Origin of the sequence: Lactobacillus hamsteri DSM 5661 = JCM 6256 (assembly GCF_000615445.1) — a bacterium.
Classification (GTDB): domain Bacteria; phylum Bacillota; class Bacilli; order Lactobacillales; family Lactobacillaceae; genus Lactobacillus; species Lactobacillus hamsteri.
This window is the reverse complement of record NZ_BALY01000007.1, coordinates 17,355-39,480: the sequence shown is the minus strand read 5'-3', so window position 1 is coordinate 39,480 and position 22,126 is coordinate 17,355. Positions and strand designations below refer to the sequence as shown.

The 22,126-nt window shown below is 37.0% G+C and carries 19 protein-coding genes, 1 pseudogene and 1 riboswitch; of the genes and pseudogenes, 14 read left to right on the top strand and 6 right to left on the bottom strand.

Annotated features, from left to right (window positions below):
- Window positions 1-158 precede the first annotated feature (158 nt).
- The 3 genes from JCM6256_RS03085 to JCM6256_RS09555 all read right to left on the bottom strand — a co-directional run bounded on the left by JCM6256_RS03085 (window position 159) and on the right by JCM6256_RS09555 (window position 3,223).
- Window positions 159-1,433 (bottom strand): nucleobase:cation symporter-2 family protein, encoded by a 1,275-nt coding sequence (locus JCM6256_RS03085; protein ID WP_155833147.1) that lies wholly within the window; start codon window positions 1,431-1,433, stop codon window positions 159-161.
- The gene (locus JCM6256_RS03080; protein ID WP_025080354.1) at window positions 1,430-2,005 is read right to left on the bottom strand and encodes a xanthine phosphoribosyltransferase; all 576 of its coding nucleotides are present in this window, start codon (window positions 2,003-2,005) and stop codon (window positions 1,430-1,432) included. The genes JCM6256_RS03085 and JCM6256_RS03080 overlap by 4 nt, the downstream gene beginning before the upstream one ends.
- Window positions 2,006-2,075: 70 nt before the next feature.
- A riboswitch (purine riboswitch) is annotated at window positions 2,076-2,173 on the bottom strand.
- Between the two features lie 63 nt (window positions 2,174-2,236).
- Window positions 2,237-3,223: a helix-turn-helix domain-containing protein gene (locus JCM6256_RS09555; RefSeq protein WP_025080353.1), complete on the bottom strand. Its 987-nt coding sequence runs from the start codon at window positions 3,221-3,223 to the stop codon at window positions 2,237-2,239.
- A 256-nt stretch (window positions 3,224-3,479) separates the two neighbouring features.
- Here JCM6256_RS09555 and guaA point away from each other — a divergent pair, with 256 nt between their 5' ends.
- Complete coding sequence (guaA, locus tag JCM6256_RS03070; RefSeq protein ID WP_025080352.1) at window positions 3,480-5,033, top strand: glutamine-hydrolyzing GMP synthase; 1,554 nt, start codon at window positions 3,480-3,482, stop codon at window positions 5,031-5,033.
- Between the two features lie 343 nt (window positions 5,034-5,376).
- Here the strand turns inward: guaA and JCM6256_RS03065 are convergent, their stop codons facing one another.
- Window positions 5,377-6,174 (bottom strand): Abi family protein, encoded by a 798-nt coding sequence (locus JCM6256_RS03065; protein ID WP_238318566.1) that lies wholly within the window; start codon window positions 6,172-6,174, stop codon window positions 5,377-5,379.
- Between the two features lie 296 nt (window positions 6,175-6,470).
- Between JCM6256_RS03065 and JCM6256_RS03060 the strand changes: the two genes are divergently transcribed.
- The 4 genes from JCM6256_RS03060 to JCM6256_RS09545 all read left to right on the top strand — a co-directional run bounded on the left by JCM6256_RS03060 (window position 6,471) and on the right by JCM6256_RS09545 (window position 8,998).
- A complete protein-coding gene (locus JCM6256_RS03060; RefSeq protein WP_025080350.1) occupies window positions 6,471-6,884 on the top strand; it encodes a YjdF family protein in 414 nt (137 codons plus the stop codon).
- 377 nt (window positions 6,885-7,261) lie between these two features.
- Window positions 7,262-7,534, top strand: coding sequence for a type II toxin-antitoxin system RelB/DinJ family antitoxin (locus JCM6256_RS03055; RefSeq protein ID WP_025080349.1), 273 nt, complete (start codon window positions 7,262-7,264; stop codon window positions 7,532-7,534).
- Window positions 7,531-7,752 (top strand): type II toxin-antitoxin system RelE/ParE family toxin, encoded by a 222-nt coding sequence (locus JCM6256_RS03050; RefSeq protein ID WP_025080348.1) that lies wholly within the window; start codon window positions 7,531-7,533, stop codon window positions 7,750-7,752. The genes JCM6256_RS03055 and JCM6256_RS03050 overlap by 4 nt, the downstream gene beginning before the upstream one ends.
- 70 nt (window positions 7,753-7,822) lie before the next feature.
- A complete protein-coding gene (locus tag JCM6256_RS09545) occupies window positions 7,823-8,998 on the top strand; it encodes an RNA-guided endonuclease TnpB family protein (protein ID WP_035438228.1) in 1,176 nt (391 codons plus the stop codon).
- Between the two features lie 206 nt (window positions 8,999-9,204).
- Here the strand turns inward: JCM6256_RS09545 and JCM6256_RS03040 are convergent, their stop codons facing one another.
- Window positions 9,205-11,859 (bottom strand): cation-translocating P-type ATPase, encoded by a 2,655-nt coding sequence (locus JCM6256_RS03040; protein ID WP_025080347.1) that lies wholly within the window; start codon window positions 11,857-11,859, stop codon window positions 9,205-9,207.
- 38 nt (window positions 11,860-11,897) lie between these two features.
- Window positions 11,898-12,425, bottom strand: a complete 528-nt coding sequence (locus tag JCM6256_RS03035; protein WP_025080346.1) for a TetR/AcrR family transcriptional regulator — start codon at window positions 12,423-12,425, stop codon at window positions 11,898-11,900.
- A gap of 133 nt (window positions 12,426-12,558) precedes the next feature.
- Between JCM6256_RS03035 and glyA the strand changes: the two genes are divergently transcribed.
- The 9 genes and pseudogenes from glyA (at window position 12,559) to cshA (ending at window position 22,096) form a co-directional block, all read left to right on the top strand.
- Entirely contained in the window at window positions 12,559-13,794 is a 1,236-nt protein-coding gene (gene glyA, locus JCM6256_RS03030; protein ID WP_025080345.1) for a serine hydroxymethyltransferase, read from the top strand.
- A 44-nt stretch (window positions 13,795-13,838) separates the two neighbouring features.
- The gene (locus JCM6256_RS03025; RefSeq protein WP_025080344.1) at window positions 13,839-15,443 is read left to right on the top strand and encodes an APC family permease; all 1,605 of its coding nucleotides are present in this window, start codon (window positions 13,839-13,841) and stop codon (window positions 15,441-15,443) included.
- A 357-nt stretch (window positions 15,444-15,800) separates the two neighbouring features.
- Window positions 15,801-16,460: an amino acid ABC transporter permease gene (locus tag JCM6256_RS03020; protein ID WP_025080343.1), complete on the top strand. Its 660-nt coding sequence runs from the start codon at window positions 15,801-15,803 to the stop codon at window positions 16,458-16,460.
- On the top strand, window positions 16,441-17,115 hold the full coding sequence (locus JCM6256_RS03015) for an amino acid ABC transporter permease (RefSeq protein ID WP_025080342.1): 675 nt from the start codon (window positions 16,441-16,443) through the stop codon (window positions 17,113-17,115). Before JCM6256_RS03020 ends, JCM6256_RS03015 begins: the two co-directional genes overlap by 20 nt.
- Window positions 17,116-17,124: 9 nt before the next feature.
- Window positions 17,125-17,865 carry an amino acid ABC transporter ATP-binding protein gene (locus JCM6256_RS03010; RefSeq protein WP_025080341.1) on the top strand — a complete coding sequence of 247 codons (741 nt, stop codon included), beginning with the start codon at window positions 17,125-17,127 and terminating at the stop codon, window positions 17,863-17,865.
- 12 nt (window positions 17,866-17,877) lie between these two features.
- Window positions 17,878-18,741 carry a transporter substrate-binding domain-containing protein gene (locus tag JCM6256_RS03005; RefSeq protein ID WP_025080340.1) on the top strand — a complete coding sequence of 288 codons (864 nt, stop codon included), beginning with the start codon at window positions 17,878-17,880 and terminating at the stop codon, window positions 18,739-18,741.
- A gap of 101 nt (window positions 18,742-18,842) precedes the next feature.
- Window positions 18,843-19,088, top strand: a complete 246-nt coding sequence (locus JCM6256_RS03000) for a type B 50S ribosomal protein L31 (RefSeq protein ID WP_025080339.1) — start codon at window positions 18,843-18,845, stop codon at window positions 19,086-19,088.
- A gap of 132 nt (window positions 19,089-19,220) precedes the next feature.
- Window positions 19,221-20,587: pseudogene (locus JCM6256_RS09540) on the top strand (UDP-N-acetylmuramoyl-tripeptide--D-alanyl-D-alanine ligase).
- A 12-nt stretch (window positions 20,588-20,599) separates the two neighbouring features.
- Window positions 20,600-22,096 (top strand): degradosome RNA helicase CshA, encoded by a 1,497-nt coding sequence (gene cshA, locus JCM6256_RS02990; protein WP_025080338.1) that lies wholly within the window; start codon window positions 20,600-20,602, stop codon window positions 22,094-22,096.
- Window positions 22,097-22,126: the final 30 nt, after the last annotated feature.

The window sequence follows — 22,126 nt, the reverse complement described above, 5'->3', positions numbered from 1 at the left end:
AGGAAAAAATTAGGCCAAATAATTGTCTTTTTTAAGAATTTTCCTCAAAAAGAAAAAGCTTGAACATTTTGTTCAAACTTTTTTTGTTAGGGTAAAAATAGAATTGTAACATTAAACTTTGGAGTAAATTTGTGTAAGAGGTCTTTTTTGAATAGCACTCACTTCCTTACTTTTAAAATAAGGTTGAGTAAAGTGGCACTTAAACTGGCCACTACAATTCCGTTGCCTAAGAATAGTTGAACGGTTTGTGGCAAGTTTTGAAAAATTTGTGGATAAACGGTAACTCCTAGGCCTAAGCCGATTGAAAGGGCGACAATCAAGATATTGCGATTGTCGTTAAAGTCTACTTTGACAAGCATTTTAATACCTTGAACGGCAATCATGGTGAACATGACAAGCATTGCTCCGCCTAAAACAGGAGTGGGGATAATCGTCACAATTGCGCCGATTTTAGGTAAAAGTCCCATTCCCATTAATAAACCAGCCGCCCAGAAAATTGGACGTTTAGTTTTAATACCTGATAATTGCAATAAACCAACATTTTGTGAAAAGGTTGTATAAGGAAAAGTGTTGAAAAGTCCGCCGAAGATTTGGGCAATTCCTTCCGCACGATAACCTTTCTTTAAATCTTCTTCAGTAACGTCTTTTTTAAGCAAATCACCAATGGCAAAGAACACGCCTGTAGATTCGACCATTGAAACTAAGGCAATGATAATCATGGTTAAGCACGATGACCATTCAAATTCAGGAACGCCAAAGTAGAATAACTGTGGCAAGTGAAACCATGAAGCTTGAGAAACTGGTGTAAGTGAAACCATGCCCATACCGCTGGCTAACAGTGTTCCTAAAACTAAACCGATTAAAACGGCGATTGATTTTAAAAATCCTTTAGCTAAAACTTCGATTAAAATGATTACTAAGATTGTGAAAAACGCGGTGATTAAATTTTTAGGATCTCCGAAGTCTTTAGCTGAAGCAGTTCCGCCACCCATATTTTGAAAGGCGACAGGAATTAAAGTTAAACCAATAACGGTAATTAATGTCCCTGTAACGACTGGCGGAAAAAGTTTTTTGATTTTAGAAAACCAACCTGCAACATAGAATACGAAAATTCCGGCGACGATGATTGCACCATACATGGTATTGATCGTGAACTTTTGACCAATCATTTCAAGAGGTGCGACAGCTTGAATCGCACAACCTAGAACAACGGGAAGGCCGATGCCGAAGTAACGATTTCGAAATAGTTGCAGCAATGTGGCGAGGCCACACATGAAAATGTCGATGGAAACTAAGTAAGTCATGTGAGTGCTATTGAATTTTAACGCGCTTCCGATCAAAAGCGGAACAGCGATAGCACCGGAATACATGGCAAGTAAATGCTGTAGACCTAAGATTGCGGCTTTTTTATGACTAACTTCTTTTGCCATTATTCTTCTCCTAAAAAGTGAAGACCGTCTTGGAAACTGTCAATGTTTGCTAGAGCTTCAAAGCGATAACCGTGATCTTGAATCCATTCGCTACCACCTTGGAAAGTTTTAGCAACAACAGCACCAATTCCGGCGATTTTACAGCCTGCTTGATTAGCAATGTTGACCATGCCTTTAACAGCTTCACCATGAGCAACGAAGTCATCAATGATTAAAAGAGTATCGTCTTGGGACAAGAATTTTTCTTCCACACAGATTTTGTTATTAACTTTCTTGGTGTAAGAAAATACCTCTGCCCAATAGACAGCATCATTCAAAGTGGATGGCTTTTTCTTTCTTGCAAAGACCATTGGCACGTTCATTTGATACGCAGCCATTACTGCAGGAGCAATCCCTGATGCTTCGCAGGTAAGGACTTTAGTGACGTGACAGTCTTTGAATAAACGCTTGAATTCTTCACCGATGGCCATCATCAGTTGCGGATCCACTTGGTGATTCAAGAATGAATTGATTTTGAGCACATCGCCTGGTAAAACTTCACCATCTTTTTTAATACGATCTTCTAATAATTTCACGTTATCCCTCTTTTTTGAAAACAAATAAGGACCTTTCTACCTAGAAACTAAGTAAAAAGGTCCTGTTATTTTCAGCAACTTTTTTGACTATAGTCTAGAATTTACGGTTCTAGGTAGAAACTGTCGACCTTATTACGACGATATATAGATTTGTTAATTTTGTTGCCTTTGATTCTAACAGAGAAATTTACCGAACACAAGAATAAATTTAATTAAAATTGTTCGATTTTGTTATTGAGGCTCAATCTTGCCGTTCCGTGTGGAAAAAATTGCTTCAAGGATACCGTAGCTGATTCCCGCTACAACCCAGATAAGCCAACTATTTTCCAAAGAATGAGTTAAAAAGCTGTATACAAAATAAATTAAAGTGGCACTAAGCCAGTAAATTGTGGAAAAACGGTCCATTTTTTGTTTGCCGGCTTTTTTAGCAGGAGTGTAATCACCATTTTGTAACAGAATATCGTAGCTGTCTTTGATGATATTAGCGTGAACGATGCAATAAACGCCAGTAGCAATTAAAGCTAGGGTTCCGCAAACAAGCAGAAGCATTAAACTGTCAATTTGCTTGCCCGTCATCACTCCCGTAAAAAGCGCACCGCATATAACAGGAATTGCGGAAAGGATACATAAAACAACGCCTGCTGTCATCATTTTAGTATAAGTTTTACGGAATTTTTGTTGATCATTTTGAATTTTTTTCCGTAATTGCAGATTGAGATGACATTCTTCTTTTTCAAACTCTTCATGATATTCGATCTGCTGTTTAGCCATTATGAACCATGAAACAGCAAAAGCGATCATTGCTAGTAAGCAGATAACACCAATACCGGCGGCAGAATCTTCGGATAGATGGAAAATTCCTAATTTATTAAAGCCGATAGTTCCTAAAAGCAAAATTGGCGATAAGATACATAACATTACGCCAGTAGCAATTTTAGGAGCTGCTTTTCTTCTAGCAGTTAGAAATTGCTGAGCAACATTTTCGCCTAAATAGTTTAGAGTGTGATTTTCACTTTCATCAGTTTGCTTTTTTAATAAATAATCAGTCGAAACGTTAAAAAGCTGTGCTAGACTGACAATTTTATCAACATCGGGAAGTGACTGATCGCTCTCCCATTTAGAGACGGCTTGTCTACTGACGTTGATTTTTTCTGCAAGTTGTTCTTGCGACCATTCTTGGTTGGTTCTGAGGTTAAAAATTTTTTCTCCTAGAGTCATGATAAGCTCCTTTCGTATCTATATCCTGATTTGTATATTTTATATAAATGATTTTACGTGAGGATATGGTTGCGGTCTATCTATTTGCCTAGGCAATAAGAGCAACTAATAGTTGCTTTTTGGATTGCTGTAAAAGTCGAATTTAATGAGCTTTGCAACTGTAAAAAATTCGTTTTTATATTTTTTGTGATTGACCTTTTTAATTTTTCCTAGTAGAGTTAGATAAAAACATATACGAAAAGAGGGAGCAAAAACAGTGGCAAAGAAGAATCTTAGCGACTTTGACAAAATTATCGTGTTGGACTTCGGTAGTCAATACAATCAATTAATTACTCGCCGAATCCGTGACTTCGGTATATATTCCGAACTTTTACCACATGATTTGGATATCGAAAAAATCAAGAAAATAGCTCCAAAAGGAATTATTTTCTCTGGTGGTCCAAATAGTGTTTATGACGATGGCGCACTTAAAGTTGATCCTGAAATCTTTAAATTGGGTATTCCAATTTTAGGAATTTGTTACGGGATGCAATTGATGTCTTATGATTTGGGCGGCAAGGTAGAGAAGGCTGATAATTCAGAATATGGCCGTGCTGATATTGAAGTAACCGATCCAAATGCTGTGATGTTTAGTGATTTGCCAGAAAAACAATTTGTTTGGATGAGTCATGGCGACTTGGTAACTAAGGCTCCAGAGGGCTTTAAAGTAACTGCTAAAAGCAAGAATTGTCCAATTTCTGCGATTGCCAACGACGAAAAGAAATTCTATGGTATTCAATTCCACGCTGAAGTGCGCAACTCAGAATATGGTTTGGATATTTTGAAGAATTTTGCATTTAAAGTTTGCGGTGCTAAAGCAAATTGGACGATGGACGATTTTATTGATATGAAAATCGATGAAATTCGTGAAGAAGTCGGCGATAAGAAGGTTATCTTAGGTCTTTCTGGTGGGGTAGATTCAAGCGTTACTGCCACTCTTTTGCATAAGGCAATTGGCGATCAATTAACGGCTATTTTTGTTGATCACGGCATGCTCCGTAAAGACGAAGGCGACCAAGTTATGAAAGCTTTGAACAAAGACTTGGGCGTAAATATTATTCGCGTTAATGCGCAAAAACGCTTCTTGGACAAGCTCAAAGGCGTAACTGACCCTGAAAAGAAACGTAAGATTATCGGTAAAGAATTTATCGAAGTCTTCAATGAAGAAGCTAAGAAGTTGAAGGATGTTGATTTCTTGGCTCAAGGTACTCTTTACACAGATGTGATTGAATCAGGAACTAACACCGCGCAAACTATTAAGTCACACCATAATGTTGGTGGACTCCCTAAGGACATGCACTTCAAGCTGATTGAACCACTTCGCAAGCTTTTTAAGGATGAAGTACGTGTTCTTGGTGAAAAATTAGGTATTCCTCATGATTTGGTATGGCGTCAACCGTTCCCAGGTCCGGGTTTGGGTATCCGTGTTTTAGGAGAAGTTACTGAAGACAAGCTTGAAATTGTCCGTGAATCTGATGCGATTTTACGAGATGAAATTAAGAAGGCTGGTCTTCAAGAAAAGATTTGGCAATACTTTACTGTTTTACCGGGAATCCGTTCAGTTGGCGTTATGGGTGATGGACGTACTTATGACTACACTATTGGTATTCGTGCTGTAACTTCAATTGATGGGATGACTGCGGACTTTGCACAGATTCCGTGGGATGTGCTTGGCAAGATATCTACAAGAATTGTGGATGAATGTGATCATATTAACCGTGTAGTTTACGATGTGACGAGTAAGCCACCTTCCACTATTGAGTGGGAATAGGCGGACAATGTGATTTGAATGGTAAACCTTGATTTAAAAGCGTTTTAAGGAATGATACCAACTCAAAAAGAATAAAAAATAATAAGGTTGTATGCCAAAATGTATGCCAAATAGAAAAAGCTCTTAGTGTAAAATGATACATTCCCTGTCAAGTAGAAAAGGTATTCCATAGGCTACCAACACATAGTATTGCAAAGGAATTTAATCTCACTAGTTATTACAAGTTAAATACAACAAAAAAGCCCCAACAAATGTTGGAGCTTTTTTCTATAACCAATCTTAACTATTGTCTTAATTAGCTAACGGTCTAACCGTTATTTCCTCGATCACTATATTAGACTTTTTACTTTAGATAGTCAATTAGTTTAGTAAGTATTGATATAAAAGTATTAATTTTTTGGTTCTCTGAATACCATTTATTGTGCCGATTAAATCTAGCTAAAAGTCTCTTTCCCTCTCTAACCCTGTGTTCTGCTAATTTATCACTTTGAATTTTTTGATGAAGATAAAATGTAGAGATTAAATCATTTATTTTTAAATCTGTAATATATTCTTTGGAAATATTCATATTTTCTCCAACAGACATTACAGGGGCAGAAGGATGTCGTAGAAATTCTTTATCGGAAAAAAGATTTATTAAAAAGGGATCGCTGTGTGCACAAGCATTTCTAATGTTTTTACAAAACTTTAAATGAGAGTGAATCTGTCTAAGATTTTTAGTTTTATATTTTTTGTAATAAAAGTCTGTAAATAATGATAGAACACCAAATGAAGAAATTTCCATAAATACCCAGATTGGCATATCTGAATGGTATTTTTGGTATAAATCATGTAAATATCTATTTTTATTTAATTGAGTTAAAGTGTGTTCATATTGTGCAGGATATTTGTCTTTAAATTCTTGGACTATTGAATAGCCATCTTCTTCGGGATTATTCGAAATATTGGTAATGATAAATGTTTTAATACCATGCTCTATGTCTAATGTAAGTTCTAAAAGATATTCTCTTAACTGTGCATCAATGGCAGCTAAATCTGTTAAATAAGCAAAATCTAAATTGATATATTTGTCTTCATTATCTTTAGCAAAATTTTTTCTATAAGAAGTTAACTTAAAATAGTAATTTGTTGTATCTAACATACGTTGTGCTTCAGCCGTACTCATGTGGTTGAATGTTATACCTTTAGCCTTAAGATGCTGTATAAGTTCTGTAGTGGTACACATTTTTTTTACGTGGCATAGTATATCTCCCATCTTTATTTAATGAATATTATTATATCAAAACATAAGTTTGTATAATATGCTATAATTTCCTCTAAGGAAAGTAAAAACACGATTCGGTTGGTAGTCCGGATATATAATCTTAACTTTATATCAGTAACCTTCCTCCTAGGATGTCCATCTTTCCTGATAATTTTTATTAGGAGGAACGCATTATGATTAAAGGTGAGTTGACTATTGTCTTTGATGATCCGTTTTATAAAGCAATTTTTGAACGGATAGATGGTATTAATTATGAAGTAGCACAAGTAAATTTAGGAGCATCCCTGCCAAGTATGCCAGAGATACTTAGATTGGTGAATGATCATTACTCGCAGTTGCATTTCTATCAATCAACTGTAAAAGAGGAAAAGTTTCACCATGTTAACCCTAAGAGAGCTCAAAGGTTGGCTCATAAAGCTACGCAAAACAAAGCAATTGGTACCAAAGCTCAACAAGCTTTAAAAAAGCAGTTTGAGCAGTCAAAGGTAGCCAAGAAAAAGGCAAAAAAGAATAGGAAGCGTAAAGAACAAGAAAGACGTTTTTTACAAAGACAAGCTAAACGCCGAAAAAAACATCGCGGTCATTAATGCAAAAAATTAAGTGATATAAACCCAAAAATAGGGACATATTATTAATTAATTTTGTTAAAAACCATATTTCGATATTTTATCGAAGTATGGTTTTTATTGTGCTCTTAATTCTCTTGTGATTGTAATAGTAAATATCATTCAGAAGAGTTGCCACTTCTTTGTTGCTATTGGAATAATAGAAAAATAAAACTCTCAGTTCAATTTGAACTGGGAGTTTTTTGTTAAGAAATTTAAAAGATGTGTGTAATTAAAGAAAATATGTATCTTTTTTTCGCATTTATAAATAGAGAGGAGGAATGATTAATGAAGACATAGGCTAAAATATATCTATTTAATTGCTATTATGTATAATAAGTGATTAAGAGGTGATACTAATGAACGAAACTACTAGTTTTAATATGAAATTACCAAAAAGTATGAAAGAAGAAGCACAGGCTACTTTTAAAGCTATGGGGATGGATATGGCAACAGCAACGCGTCTTTTTTACACTGCCGTAATTCAACAACAGAAATTACCTTTTACGCCAAGAGCTGATAAATCAGCGATGGAAGTTGTTAAAGAAATGCAAGATAAAAATAGTAATGGAAAAACTTATTCATCTGTTTCTGATTTCAAAGAAAATTGGATTAAGGATTTAGATGAATGAAAGTAATTCCTAAAAAATATTTTTTAAGGACAGCAAAAAAATATAAGAAAAAACATTATGATTTATCTAAGGTAAATGATGTAATTGATTTGATCGCAAATGGAAAAATAGATGAATTACGACAAAAACACAAACTTGGAATAATTAAAGGTACTAAACCACTGTTGTATCATGTACATATTGATAGATCATATAATGATGATTGGCTTTTTCTTTAGTTTTTTTGCTTGTTCCCATTCTTTCTTGAACGTATGTTTGATACAATGTTACTAGAAGGGAGGAACAAATGTGCTGAAAGGAATTAAATTAAGGCTCTATCCTAATAAAAACCAGCAAGACCAGCTTGAGCAGATGTTTGGCAATGATCGCTTTGTCTGGAATCAGATGCTGGCTATGATGAACGAGCGCTATCAGAATAATAAGGATTTGCCTTTTTTAGGTAAGTTTAAGCTGAATTACCTGCTTAAGCCGCTTAAGAAAGAATATCCTTTTTTGAAAAACAGCGATTCTTCAAGTCTGCAGCTAGTTAATGAATTTTTAACTCAGTCTTGGAAAAACTTCTTCCAAGATAAAAGCGGCCGAATTGGCAAGCCTCGTTTTCATTCGCGCAAGTATTTGAAGAAGTCTTATACAGGCAAGTCAATTATCAAAATTGCTGGCAAGCGGTATTTAAAGATCCCTAAATTAGGATATATTAAGACAAGCAAGACCGGAGTTTTGAAAAATATTAAAATCAAGCGTTATACGGTTGTGCTTGAAACAACGGGGAAATATTATCTGTTTCTGCAGGCGGAAGCACCTGAACCCCAGAAGCCCTGCTTGACTGGCAAAGAAATCGGCATTGATGTCGGCGTGGCTGATTTGGCAATTCTGTCCAATGGCTTGAAGTACCCTAGTTTTGATGGCTCTTATTTTGAAAAGAAAGCCAAAGCATGGCAAAGAAAATATTCCCGCCGCAGACACTTGGCCAAGCTATTAGTTTTGCAGGATAAAAATAGAAAAGTGCTTTGTCCTAGAAGCTTGGAAAGCTTTGCCAATTGGCAAAAAGCCCAACGGATGAAAGCTGTCTATCAAGCTAAAGCAGCTAATCAGCGTAAGGATTATCTTCATAAGCTAACGACGCATTTGGTTAAGCAATATGATGTGATTGTTATCGAAGATTTGAAAACCAAAAATCTTCTTCAAAATCATCATTTGGCTAAAGCTATCTCTAATGCTTCATGGCGGACGTTCAGACAAATGCTGGAATATAAGTGCAGGTGGTATGGTAAAAGACTAATTGCGGTAGATCCCAAAAACACTTCCAGAATTTGTTCAGAATGCGGCTATAATAGTGGCGCTAAGCCATTAGAGATTCGTGAATGGATTTGTCCTAAGTGTCAAACTAGGCATGATCGGGATATTAATGCGGCAGTTAATATCTTGCATAAAGCAAAGCCAAATGGTCAGGGACTGGCATGGTAAATAGCTGAGTTCTGTGAGTTGGGTATTTGAGCAATCAATATAAGATCCTAAACACTACTCGGCGTTCCCAGAAACCCGGCACTTTAGTGCCGGTGTAGTTCATTTGTCTGATCCAAGACGATCAAAACCGGAAAATATGAAGACAGTGATTAGGATTCCTGTGAAAAAGTAAAAAAACTCTCAGCATAAAAACTGAGAGTTTTTCATTAACCAAAAATAGGTTTAGCTTTACGAATCTTTTTGAAGCCTTTGCTAATTTCAACATGTGCGATTGAAAGAAGAGCAAGGGCAATCACCACAATCCATTGGCCAGCACTCAAGTTAGTTACGTAGAACACTTCTTGCAAACTTGGAACAAGCAAGATAAGTCCCATGAAGAATGCGGAAACCGCAAATGAGATAACTAACCAGAAATTGAAGCCGGAACCGCGCTTCCAAATTGGATCAGTATTGGAATGTTGATTGAATGAACGAATCATTTGAGAAAGTGCTAAAACTGCGAAGGCCATTGTTTGACCAGTAATTGCATTATCAGTTTGAGCACCTACCCAGTAAGCTGTCAAAGTAAGAACAGCTACAAAAAGTCCTTGAGTAATAACTCGCCATACTAGGTCTTTTTCAAACAAAGTTCCAGATTTAACTGGCTTATGCTTCATAATGTTTGGACTTGCCGGATCAACGCCTAATGCCAAGGCAGGTAAAGTAGCAGTTGCCAAGTTTACCCATAAGATGTGGATTGCCAAAAGTGGGGCATCCCAATTGAAAATTGTAGCAATCGTAAGCGTCGAAATTTCCGCGATATTACCAACAAGCAAGAATTGAATAATTTTTTGAATATTACGGTAAACACGGCGGCCTTCCTTAATCGCTGTCGCAATTGTAGTGAAGCTATCATCAAGCAAGATCATATCTGAAACATTTTTAGCAACGTCCGTACCGGTAATTCCCATTGCCACGCCGATATCTGCAGCCTTTAAAGCCGGCGAATCGTTTACACCGTCACCTGTCATGGCGGTTACTTCACCATTACGTTTTAAGCTTTTAATAATCCGCAATTTGTCAGCAGGGGAAACGCGGGCAAAAACAGTGGCTTTTCTTACTGCGACGTCTAGTTCCGCATCGCTCATTTGATCTAATTCTTGACCAGAAATTGCCAAATCACCCGGCTTGAAGATATTAAGTTTTTTAGCAATCGCTAAAGCAGTAATTTTATGGTCGCCCGTAATCATAATTGTGCGAATACCTGCGTCGCGGCAAGTTTTAACAGATTCCGCAACTTCTTCACGGGGCGGATCGATCATGCCCACCATTCCGATAAAAGTAAGATTATTTTCTAAATCGCTGTTTAAGTTAACGGCGTCAACATTTCGCTTAGCAAAACCTAACACGCGCAATGCATCTTCAGACATTTTTTTGTTCAAAGATAAAATCTGTTCGCGGTCGGTTTCTGTTAATTTTCTTATTCCTGTTCTTGTTGAGATATTTGTGCAACGATTTAAAAGTTCATCGATAGCACCTTTAGTGTAAGCAACTTTTTCATTGTTGATTTCATGAACAGATGTCATCATTTTTCTATCTGAATCAAAAGGCTGTTCACCAATGCGTGGGTATTTATTTCTAGTATTTAATTGAAGTTTAAATTGCTCCGCAAACGGAATTAAAGCTCCTTCAGTTGGGTCACCGATAATTTTTTCTTTGTCTTCAGGATCAAAACTCGCATCATTGCAGAGAAGTCCAGCCAAAGCTAATTCATTTGAAAGTTGATTTGATTTAATGTCTTTAACTTCAGTAGTCTTGCCGCTTTTTAAGTTATCAGCGAAGGCAGCCTCAGTGACTGTCATTTTATTTAAGGTTAAAGTACCAGTTTTATCAGAACAAATTACGGTAGCATTGCCTAAAGTTTCAACAGCTGGCAATTTTTTGATTAAAGCATTTTTCTTAGCCATGCGCTTAACGCCCAAAGCCATCACGATACTTGCTGTTGCTGGCAAACCTTCAGGAATAATGGAAATCGCAAGTGAGATAGCTACCAAAAATTGCGGAACAAGCGGACGTCCATACATAATTCCGATAGCAAAAATAACTACGCAGATAATCAAACCAACTACAGTTAAAACTTTACCGGCAGAATTAAGTTTTCTCTTCAAAGGAGTTTCTATGTTATCTTCATTTTCGATCATGCCGGCGATTGCGCCCATTTCTGTAGCCATGCCAGTAGCTGTGACAATTCCCGTTCCGCGGCCGTAAGTTACGATTGAAGAAGAAAAGGCCATATTTGTCCGATCACCGATAGGACAGTCATTTACAAGAATTTCATCTGCATTTTTTTCTACAGGAACGGATTCACCTGTTAAAGAGGATTCCTGAATTTTAAGGTTAGCTGTTTCAATTAAACGCAAATCGGCAGGAACCATGTCACCATCGTGCAAGCTCACGATGTCGCCGACTACCAACTCTTTGGCAGGAATAATTTTCATTTGACCATCACGAATCACGTTAGCTTTTGGCGCGCTCATTTTGCGTAAAGCAGCTAAAGAAGTTTGAGCTCTTTTTTCTTGTACGATACCAATGATTGCGTTTAAAACAACGATTAATAAAATGACGATTGCTTCGGGCCATTCTTTTAAGATTGCGGAAAAGCCGCTAGCGCCCAAAAGAATAAAAATCATTGGATCCCAAAGTTGCTCTTTAAGCATTTGCAAAATTGTCTTAGGTGCTTGTCCCTCTAGTTCATTAGGGCCATTTTTCTCAAGACGAATTTGTGCTTCATTAGAGCTTAAACCATCTTCTTGTGTATTTAAATTTTTATAAGTTTCAGAAATACTTTCTGAATGCCAAGGCTTTTGCCTGTGATTATCCATAAAGGACAAATCACTCCTTTCTTAAATAAAAAATATGATTAGATATAAGCAAGCCGAACTTCGGCAAGCTGTGGATGATAAGCGAGCATCCCTTGTTTGATCATCATTGCCAAGCCATGAATTGTTGACAAAATTCTGATGAATAAGTTTTGGGTGTCAACTTGTTTATTGCTTGGGCGTTCATTAATTGCCGCATTAATTTTGCCAATGAAGTGATTAGGGATGCTGATGCTGTCTTCAGGTAAAATTTGATCAATGTCTTTATTGAAAAAAACAAAATCAATTACGTGAGGTTGTTCGCTTAATCTTTTTAAAAATGCGGATACAGCAAAGATTAATTGCTCCTTAGCATTTTTATTCTCAAAACGTGTTTCGCTTAATACATCATCAGTCATGCTTTTAGCCACATGTTTGAGAATTTCATTTTTGTTTTCAAAATTTTGATATAAGCAATTGGGATGAAGCTTAGCCTGTTTGGCCAACTTGCGCATTGTTAATTTTTCAATGCCATCCTTTTCAATAATTTTGGAGGCTGTTTTAATAATCTTTTTTTGTTGAGCGGTCATTATTCAAGTCACCTTCTAAATTGAATTTTTATTATGAAATAATTTTATTAGTAAAAGTGACACGGTGTCAATATAATTTAATGTAGTATAATAAAACTTAATATTTTAGCTTTTTAAAAGGAGGCTTCTTTACTTGAAATATGCAGAAAAATCCCCAGCACTCTGGGAAGCAATAAAAAAAGAAGAAAAACGTCAAGAAGATACTATTGAACTTATCGCATCTGAAAACATTGTTTCTGATGCCGTGCGTGAAGCACAAGGTTCTGTTTTAACCAATAAATATGCCGAAGGTTATCCTAGCAAGCGTTATTACGGTGGGTGTCAATATATTGATGAAGTTGAACAACTAGCAATTGATTACGCTAAAAAATTGTTTAATTGTAAATTTGCTAACGTTCAGCCTCACTCAGGTTCACAAGCTAACATGGCTGTATATGGCGCATTATTAAAGCCAGGCGACAAGATTTTAGGAATGGGTATGGATGCCGGTGGCCACCTTACTCACGGTTCAAAAGTTAATTTCTCAGGCAAATTTTACAAGTCATACAGTTATGATTTGAATCCTGAAACTGAAGAACTTGATTTTGACGAAATTAAAAAGATCGCTGAAGAAGTTCGTCCACAATTGATTGTTGCTGGCGCATCTGCCTACAGCCGTATTATCGATTGGGAAGCATTTCGTGCTATTGCCGATGATGTTGGTGCTTATTTAATGGTTGATATGGCCCATATTGCCGGTCTTGTTGCAACGGGTGCTCATCCAAGTCCAATTCCTGTTGCCGATGTTGTAACGACTACAACACACAAGACTTTACGTGGTCCTCGTGGCGGAATGATTCTTTCTAACAATTTGGAAATTGGCAAGAAGATTAATTCTGCACTTTTCCCAGGCACGCAAGGTGGTCCGCTTGAACACGTTATTGCAGGAAAGGCACAAGCCTTTTATGAAGATTTACAACCAGAATTTACAGATTACATTAAACAAGTTGTAAAGAATGCATCTGCAATGGCTGATGAATTTAATAAGAGTGAAAATATTCGCGTTGTTTCTGGCGGTACAGACAATCATTTAATGATTATTGATATTACTAAGACCGGTTTAACAGGTAAAGATGCTCAAAGCTTGCTTGATTCTGTCAATATCACAACCAATAAGGAATCAATTCCAAACGATCAACGCAGTCCATTTGTGACTAGCGGTTTGCGAATTGGTACGCCAGCAATTACTAGTCGCGGTTTTAAAGAAGATGACGCTCGTGAAGTTGCACGTTTAATTGCTAAAATTTTAAACAATTCTGACGATCAAAGCGTTATTGATGATGTTAAAAATTCTGTTCATGAATTAACGGCCGAATATCCCATTAACTAATATTTTTGATTGAAATTGAGAATATTAGAATGGGATAAGGAATATTGGATAAATTAAAAGTACATAAAATAGGATTATTTTCTGCTGTAATGTTGGCCCTCAATTCATTAATTGGATCGGGCTGGCTGTTTGGATCAGGCTCAGCTGCCCGGATTGCTGGTCCAGCTGCGATTCTTTCTTGGATTTTAGGTGCCGTCATTATTATTGCGATTGCGATGACCTACATTGAATTAGGATCAATGTTTCCGGAAAGTGGCGGAATGAGTCGCTATGCGCAATACAGTCATGGACCGCTTTTAGGTTTTATTGCGGCTTGGGCAAATTGGATTTCATTGATTACTTTAGTACCAATGGAGGCTGTGGCTGCTGTTCAATATATGTCGTCATGGCCATGGTCCTGGGCAAATTGGACAAGACATTTTATGGAAAAAGGCAATATAACAACCCAAGGTTTGTTTGTTGTTTTTGTCTTCATGCTCGTTTTTACACTGATTAATTATTGGTCAGTTAAATTGATGACGCATTTCACAAATTTGATCTCGGTTTTCAAAATTTTGCTTCCAACTTTAACAATTATCACTTTAGTTTATAGTGGTTTCCATGTTCAAAACTTTGGAACTAATTTGCATGAATTTATGCCATATGGATCAAGATCAATTTTTGAAGCAACTTCGGTTTCAGGGATTATCATGTCGTACGATGCCTTTCAAACAGTTATCAATATGGGTGGAGAATTAAAAAATCCACGCAAAAATATTGTGCGTGGGGTTTTGATTTCCATGATTATTACTGCAATTATTTATATTTTGTTGCAGGTAACTTTTATTGGAGCAATTGAGCCGGCAACTTTAGCCAAAGTAGGCTGGCATGGCATCAACTTTACATCACCATTTGCGGATATTGCGATTATTTTAGGCATTAATTGGCTGGTGATTTTACTCTATCTTGATGCCTTTGTTTCACCATTTGGAACAGGTGTGGCCTTTGTTGCGACAGCTTCACGAGCTTTGGCAGCAATGACGCACACTAAGCATTTGCCAAGCTGGCTGGGAAGACTTAACCGTAAATATATGATTCCGCGTTTTGCGATGATTACTGATTTCGTTTTAGCGGTAATTTTGGTTAGTGTGTTTAGAAATTGGAATTTGCTGGCAACAGTTATTGCAGCTTCAACTTTGATTGCCTATCTGACTGGCCCCGTAACAGTTATCGCACTTCGCAAGATTAGTCCAAACTTAAAAAGACCATTTGGTCCAAGATATATGAAGTGGCTTGCACCTGCAGCTTTTGTTTTAACGAGTTTAGCAATTTATTGGTCAATGTGGCCAACAACCGTGCAAGTTATCTTTGTTATCGCTTTGGGGCTGCCGATTTATATTTATTACGAAGTAAAATATCAGCATTCTAATCTGAAAGAACAACTAAGACATGCATGGTGGCTAATTATTTATATGATTTTTATTTCACTCATGTCTTATATGGGTAGCGATGGCTTCGGCGGGCAAAACTGGATTAAATATCCATTTGATTTTGTTTTAATCATTATCGTTTCATTGATTTTCTACTTCTGGGGCGTTAACAGCAGTCTTAAGAAGATTGATGCATATGCGGAAAAAGTAAATGGTCGGATCAATGATAAGCAAAAGTAATCAAGGTCAATATAAATAGTTTATTGAAAAATTATTGACAATAAGTAAGCAAAATTATATATTGGTTACAGTTAATAAGTAACTTACTTCAAATAAGTTATATTTTTAGAAAGGAGTACGGAAAATGAATTTAGTTAACATGATGAACGTAAATACTAACTGTTGTACTTGTGCTTGTTGCAAGTTTATTTCACATGCTCAAAAATTCAGTTTTCGTATTTCTGTTTAATTTAAGATTGATCTAAAAAGCAAAAAGATCTGCGAGAGCTGAAATCTCGTAGATCTTTTTTAATGCTTTTGATAAAAGGGACCTATGATTAGGTCCCTTTTTTGTTTGTTGTTGAGAGGAGACATAACATGAGTTGGACAGTCATCCAGCAAGCTTTGCCAGTTTTTGCCAAAGGCTTTGAACTGACTTTATGGCTATCGTTAATTGGAATCATTGGCTCGATAATTGTGGGGATAATTACAAGTTTAATTCAATATTTTAAAGTGCCGGTACTTAGTCAAATTTTCACGGCCTACGTAGAAGTAGCGCGAAATACTCCATTGTTAATTCAATTATTCTTTTTGTATTACGCTTTTCCAGTATTTGGATTAAAAATGTCGGCAGAAGTCTGCGGTATTGTGGGCCTGATTTTTTTAGGCGGAGCTTATATGGCCGAAGGATTTACAGGCGGATTTAATGGTGTTAGCTCAAGTCAAATCAGCAGTGGCAAGGCCTTAGGAATGAACAATTTGCAACTGGCAAGATACGTCGTTTTTCCACAAGGCTTTAGTTTAAGCATGCCGGCTTTGACTGCCAATATTGTTTTCTTAATAAAAGAAACATCAATTTTTTCAGTTATTGCGATTCCAGAGTTGACTAATACTGCTTTGGATTTGATCGGAATGTATTACCGTTCTAACGAATATTTATTTATGCTTGTGGTTGCTTATGCAATCATCTTAATTCCGGTAATTTTAGTTTTAAATTGGCTTGAAAGGAGAGTACGTTATGCTTCATTCGGGGATTAATGTTTTATTCGAAGGACGCAACTTTGCTCGGTTAATGGCAGGACTTTGGACTTCAACTTGGATCGCAGTTTTAGCACTTATTATCGGTTTGGCAATTGGAACAATTTTTGGTGTTTTAAGAACATTGAAGAATCGACCTGTTCGCTTTATTTTACGCATCTATTTGGAATTTTTTAGAATAGTGCCAACTGTAGTTTTGCTTTACCTGGTTTACTATATTTTGCCAAGAAGCCTTCACGTTAATTGGCCAGCAACCTGGATGTCGGTTTTGGCATTTGCTCTTTGGGTGGGTGCAGAATTTAGTGATATTGTCCGTGGGGCAATTGAATCTGTGCCAAAAAATCAGCGTGAATCGGGGATGGCTTTAGGACTTAGTCGTTTGCAGCTTTTCCGTTATGTGCTGATTCCACAGGCATTTAAATTAGAGCTTCCGGCAACGATTAATTTAGCAACAAGAGTAATTAAAACAACTTCGCTTTTAATGATTATCAATATTATGGAAGTTATCAACGTTGGTCAGCAAATAATCGAAGCAAATAACCAACAATACCCAACCGGAGTTTTCTGGGTTTACGGTTTTATCTTTATTTTGTATTTCATTTTGGATTATCCATTGTCCGCATGGGCTAAACGTTTAACAGCTAAGCAAAAATAGGTGAGAAATATGACAGAAGAAATTTTAAAAGTTGAACATTTAAATAAGTTTTATGGTAACTGGCAAGCACTTCATGATATTAATTTTAGTTTGAAAAAAGGCGAAGTCTTAACTTTGCTTGGTCCATCCGGCTCAGGTAAGAGTACGCTTTTGAGAACTTTGAATGGACTTGAAGATTATGAAGATGGAAAAATTTATTTTCATGGTAAAGAAATAAATCCTAGTCCTAAGCAGTGGCAAGCTCTTCGCCAAAAGATTGGCATGGTTTTCCAAAGCTATGATTTGTTTCCTAATTTAACTGTTATGGAAAATATTCTTTTGGCTCCAGTTAAGGTGCAAAAAAGAAATGAAGATGAAGTTCGCAAGGAAGCGCAAAAGCTTCTAGGACAAGTAGAGTTAGCCGATTATGCAGATGCATATCCTCGGGAACTTTCTGGTGGTCAAAAACAACGAATTGCTATTGTACGGGCTTTAGCAATGCATCCCGAAATTATGCTTTTTGACGAAGTGACAGCCTCTCTTGATCCAGAAATGGTGCGTGGCGTTTTAGAAATTATTCAAAGATTGTCCGATAACGAGCATATGACAATGATTATTGTTACTCACGAAATGAATTTCGCCGCTAAGATTGCCGATGAAGTTTTGTTCCTAGAAGATGGCAAGATTGTGGAAGACACGCCAGGTAAAGAATTCTTTGCTCATCCTCAAACTAAACGTGCGCAAGAATTTTTAGACAGTATGGATTTCTAGAGGAAAAATAAAATGACGAAAAAGATTTTTAATTGGATAATGGGCATCCTGGCTGTATTAGTGATTGCGACAGCGGCTTTCTTTGGAATTACGCAGCCGGGACTTAATGGATCGGCATCTGGAAGCAGATGGAATAATGAAAATAATGTTTCTTCAATTAAGCGTCGCGGTTATATTCGCATTGCCGTTTTTGGCGATTTGCCACCGTACGGTTGGGTTAACTCACAAGGAAAACGCGTTGGGTATGATGTGCGTTTGGCACGTAGAGTTGCAAAAGATCTAGGCGTTAAAGTTCGCTTTGTTCAAGTTAATGCTAACAATCGTGTGGATACTTTGAATTCAAATAAAGCTGATATGATTTTGGCTAATTTTACCGTTACGCCAGAACGTAAAAAAGTTGTTTCTTGGGCCAAGCCGTACATGAAGGTCTCCGTAGGTGTTATCTCGCCTAAAAGAGCACCAATTACTAGCGCAAAACAATTGCAAGGCAAGAATGTTATCGTAACTAAAGGGACAACGGCCGAAAATTACTTTACTAGCCAAAAAGGCGTAGGTTTGCTTAAATTTGATTCTAAGACCCAACAATTTAATGCAATTAAAAATGATCGTGGTGCGGCACTTGCTGATGATAATTCATATCTTTATGCATGGGTAAAACGCAATCCTAAATTTACGGTAGGTATTAAAAATATTGGACCAAATCAATATATTTCCCCAGCTGTAAAAAGAGGAAACAAGTCTCTTCAAAATTGGATGAATCATGAAATTGATAAATTAAACCGCGAAAGTTTCTTCACCTATGATTACAATAAGGAATTAAAGCCTTACTTTGGTAAAGAAATTAGGCCAAGCGACATTTTAAAGCAAGGAAAATAGGAAAAGATCTTGAAATAAAGCATTGAAAATGGTATCCTATGTGCTGTTAATCGATTAATCTATGATCTGAAAGATGATCATGGCAAAAGGAGAAATGAATTATGAAACAAGGTATCCATCCAGATTATCATAAAGTTGTATTCATGGACTCAGCTACTGGTGCTAAGTTCTTGGCAGGTTCAACTATGGAATCAAAGGAAACTGTAGATTACGAAGGTAATACTTACCCATTAATTCGTGTTGAAGTTTCATCAGATTCTCACCCATTCTACACTGGCAAGCAAAAGTTTGCTCAAGCAGATGGTCGAATCGAAAAGTTCAACAAGAAGTATGGCTTGAAGAAGTAATTACTTACGATCTAGTGGAAGCAGTCCCATTGGGGCTGCTTCTTTTTGTATAAATGTTCATTTGGCAGATTAGCTGAAAGAACGTATAATGGTTGCTGTATTAAATTATATTTTTTATGGGAGCAAGAATAAATGAAGATGCAACTGGCTGAAATTGCCAAAGCTTTAGGTACGACATGTGAAGGTAATGATAAGACTGAAATTACATCTGTTGCCTTCGATTCTAGAAAGATCACAGATGGTGGACTTTTTGTGCCAATAGCTGGCGAAAGAGACGGGCACGATTTCATCGAAAGTGCGATTGATAATGGTGCTTCAGCCACTTTATGGAAGAAGGGTCATCCAAATAAGCCAAGTAAACTTGCGGTTTTAGAAGTTGATGATCCCCTCGCTGCTATGCAAGATTTAGCACGCTATTATTTACGTAAAGTTAACCCAACTGTTGTGGGAATTACGGGTTCAAACGGCAAGACAACTACTAAAGATATGGTAGCTGCAGTTTTGTCAAAGCGTTTTAATGTTCATAAGACACAAGCCAACTTTAACAATGAAATTGGCGTGCCAATGACTATTTTGGAAATGAAGCCAAATACTGAAATTTTGGTTTTGGAAATGGGAATGGACCGTCCAGGTCAATTGCATCATTTGAGTGAATTGACTCACCCTGATGTAACAGTAATCACGATGATTGGTGAAGCTCACATTGAATTCTTTGGTACTCGTGATAAGATTGCTGATGCTAAGATGGAAATCACTGACTTCTTGCGTGAAGACGGTGAATTTATTTACAACGGTGATGAACCTCTTTTAGCTGAAAGAGCTAAGAATATTTCTCAAGCTAAAGCAACTTTTGGTTTCAAGGATAATGATACTGTTTACGCTACAAGCTTTAGAAGTTACAAGCATCATGCTACTTTTACAGTAAATAATTCAGAACAAAAATTCTCAATTCCAATGATCGGTAAGCATAACGTGTCTAACGCTATGGCAGCACTTAGTGTTGGTCGTCACTTTGGCGAAAGCGATGAAGAAATTGCAGCCTCACTTTCTAACTTCACCCCTACTGCAAATCGTATGGAATGGGAAAAAGGCGATGTTGGTGAAGATATTATGAGCGATGTTTATAACTCTAATCCAACTGCTGTTCGTGCGGTTATTACTAGTTTTGGTCAAATTGAAATGGTACAAGGCGGACGCAGAATTGCTGTTCTTGGCGATATGCTTGAATTGGGTGAAAAATCTGCTGCTCTCCATGAAGCTTACATGATTGCCTTGATCCTCAAGTGATTAACGAAGTTTACTTATTTGGTGGCGAAATGAAGCATTTATATGATGCTTTGCAAGATAAGTATAATGAAAATAGCCTTCATTACTACCCACAAGATCAAATGGATCATATGATTAACGATTTGAAGAATGATATTAAGCCAGATGATATTGTCGTATTTAAGGGATCACACGGCATGCATCTTGAAAAGGTCGTAGACCGACTCAGATAGGAGTAAAATTTAGTGAAATTTTCGGAATTAGGATTAAATGACGCACTGCTTAAGGCAATTAAGAGATCAGGATTTGAAGAAGCAACGCCTATTCAAGCAGAAACAATTCCACTTGCTTTGGAAGGCAAAGATGTAATTGGCCAAGCTCAAACAGGGACAGGTAAGACTGCTGCTTTTGGTTTGCCAATTTTGCAAAATTTAGATAAAAAAGAAAAAGCTATTCAAGCTGTAATTATCGAACCAACGCGTGAATTAGCTATTCAAACTCAAGAAGAACTTTTCCGTTTAGGTAGGGATGAAAAGGCTCGCGTACAAGTAGTTTATGGTGGTGCAGACATTGGCCGTCAAATTAAATCATTAAAGCACCATGTTCCAGCTATTTTAGTTGGTACGCCAGGTCGACTTCTTGATCACTTGAAGCGTAAAACTATCGATTTAGAAAATGTTAATACAGTAGTTTTGGATGAAGCCGATGAAATGCTTGATATGGGCTTTATTCAAGATATTGAAAGCATTCTTAGCTACGCTAAAAACCGTAATCAAGTTCTTCTCTTTAGTGCTACAATGCCTAAGCCAATTTTGCATATTGGTGAAAAGTTCATGCACAATCCAGAAATCGTTAAGATTAAGGCTAAAGAATTAACTGCCGACTTAATTGAGCAATATTTCGTTCGTGCAAAAGAATCAGAAAAATTTGATATCATGTGCCGTTTGATCGATGTTCAAGGCCCAGATTTGGCTCTTGTTTTTGGTCGTACTAAACGCCGTGTAGATGAACTTACACGTGGTCTTCAAGCACGTGGATATAATGCTGCCGGAATTCATGGTGATTTGTCACAAGCACGTAGAATGAGCGTTTTGAAACGTTTCCGTGCTGGTAAACTTGATATCTTGGTTGCAACTGATGTAGCAGCTCGTGGTTTGGATATTTCTGGTGTTACTCACGTTTATAATTACGATATTCCTCAAGATCCAGACTCTTATGTTCACCGTATTGGTCGTACTGGCCGTGCTGGTAAAAATGGTATTTCAGTTACTTTTGTTACACCAAACGAAATTGGCTACATGAGAACCATTGAACAATTAACCAAGAAGAAAATGACTCCACTTCGTCCGCCAACAGATGATCAAGCCTTACGTGGACAGCTTAAACAAGCCGAATCACAAATCGAAGATTTGCTTAAGGCAGATTTGAGCAAGTACGAAGATGAAGCTAATGAACTTCTTGAAAACTACAGCGCTTTGGACTTAGTTGCTGCCTTTTTGAAGAATCTTTCTAAAGATTCAACTGACGTCAAGGTTAAAATTACTCCAGAAAAACCATTGCCATATAAGGGGAATGGTCGTCATCATGGTCGTGGTGGCCGCGGTCATGGCAGAAGACGTGGCAATTACAATAATCATCGTCGCGGAAATGATAATCACCGTCATGGTGGCAATCATGGTCGTCGCAATCGTGGCGAAAAACGCGGAAGCAATCATGATTTCGTAATTAAGAAAAAAGATTAAGATTTTTTACTAATTAATGAGTTGTAATTT

What these genes read in the sequence shown, in the direction of transcription:
- JCM6256_RS09555 (WP_025080353.1), bottom strand. Translation starts at nt 3,223, where the DNA reads ATGACTCTAGGAGAAAAAATTTTTAACCTCAGAACCAACCAAGAATGG.
- JCM6256_RS03055 (WP_025080349.1), top strand. Translation starts at nt 7,262, where the DNA reads ATGAACGAAACTACTAGTTTTAATATGAAATTACCAAAAAGTATGAAA.
- JCM6256_RS03010 (WP_025080341.1), top strand. Translation starts at nt 17,125, where the DNA reads ATGACAGAAGAAATTTTAAAAGTTGAACATTTAAATAAGTTTTATGGT.
- JCM6256_RS03015 (WP_025080342.1), top strand. Translation starts at nt 16,441, where the DNA reads ATGCTTCATTCGGGGATTAATGTTTTATTCGAAGGACGCAACTTTGCT.
- JCM6256_RS03065 (WP_238318566.1), bottom strand. Translation starts at nt 6,174, where the DNA reads ATGTTAGATACAACAAATTACTATTTTAAGTTAACTTCTTATAGAAAA.
- JCM6256_RS03035 (WP_025080346.1), bottom strand. Translation starts at nt 12,425, where the DNA reads ATGACCGCTCAACAAAAAAAGATTATTAAAACAGCCTCCAAAATTATT.
- JCM6256_RS03020 (WP_025080343.1), top strand. Translation starts at nt 15,801, where the DNA reads ATGAGTTGGACAGTCATCCAGCAAGCTTTGCCAGTTTTTGCCAAAGGC.
- JCM6256_RS03050 (WP_025080348.1), top strand. Translation starts at nt 7,531, where the DNA reads ATGAAAGTAATTCCTAAAAAATATTTTTTAAGGACAGCAAAAAAATAT.
- JCM6256_RS03005 (WP_025080340.1), top strand. Translation starts at nt 17,878, where the DNA reads ATGACGAAAAAGATTTTTAATTGGATAATGGGCATCCTGGCTGTATTA.
- JCM6256_RS03000 (WP_025080339.1), top strand. Translation starts at nt 18,843, where the DNA reads ATGAAACAAGGTATCCATCCAGATTATCATAAAGTTGTATTCATGGAC.
- JCM6256_RS03040 (WP_025080347.1), bottom strand. Translation starts at nt 11,859, where the DNA reads ATGGATAATCACAGGCAAAAGCCTTGGCATTCAGAAAGTATTTCTGAA.
- JCM6256_RS03060 (WP_025080350.1), top strand. Translation starts at nt 6,471, where the DNA reads ATGATTAAAGGTGAGTTGACTATTGTCTTTGATGATCCGTTTTATAAA.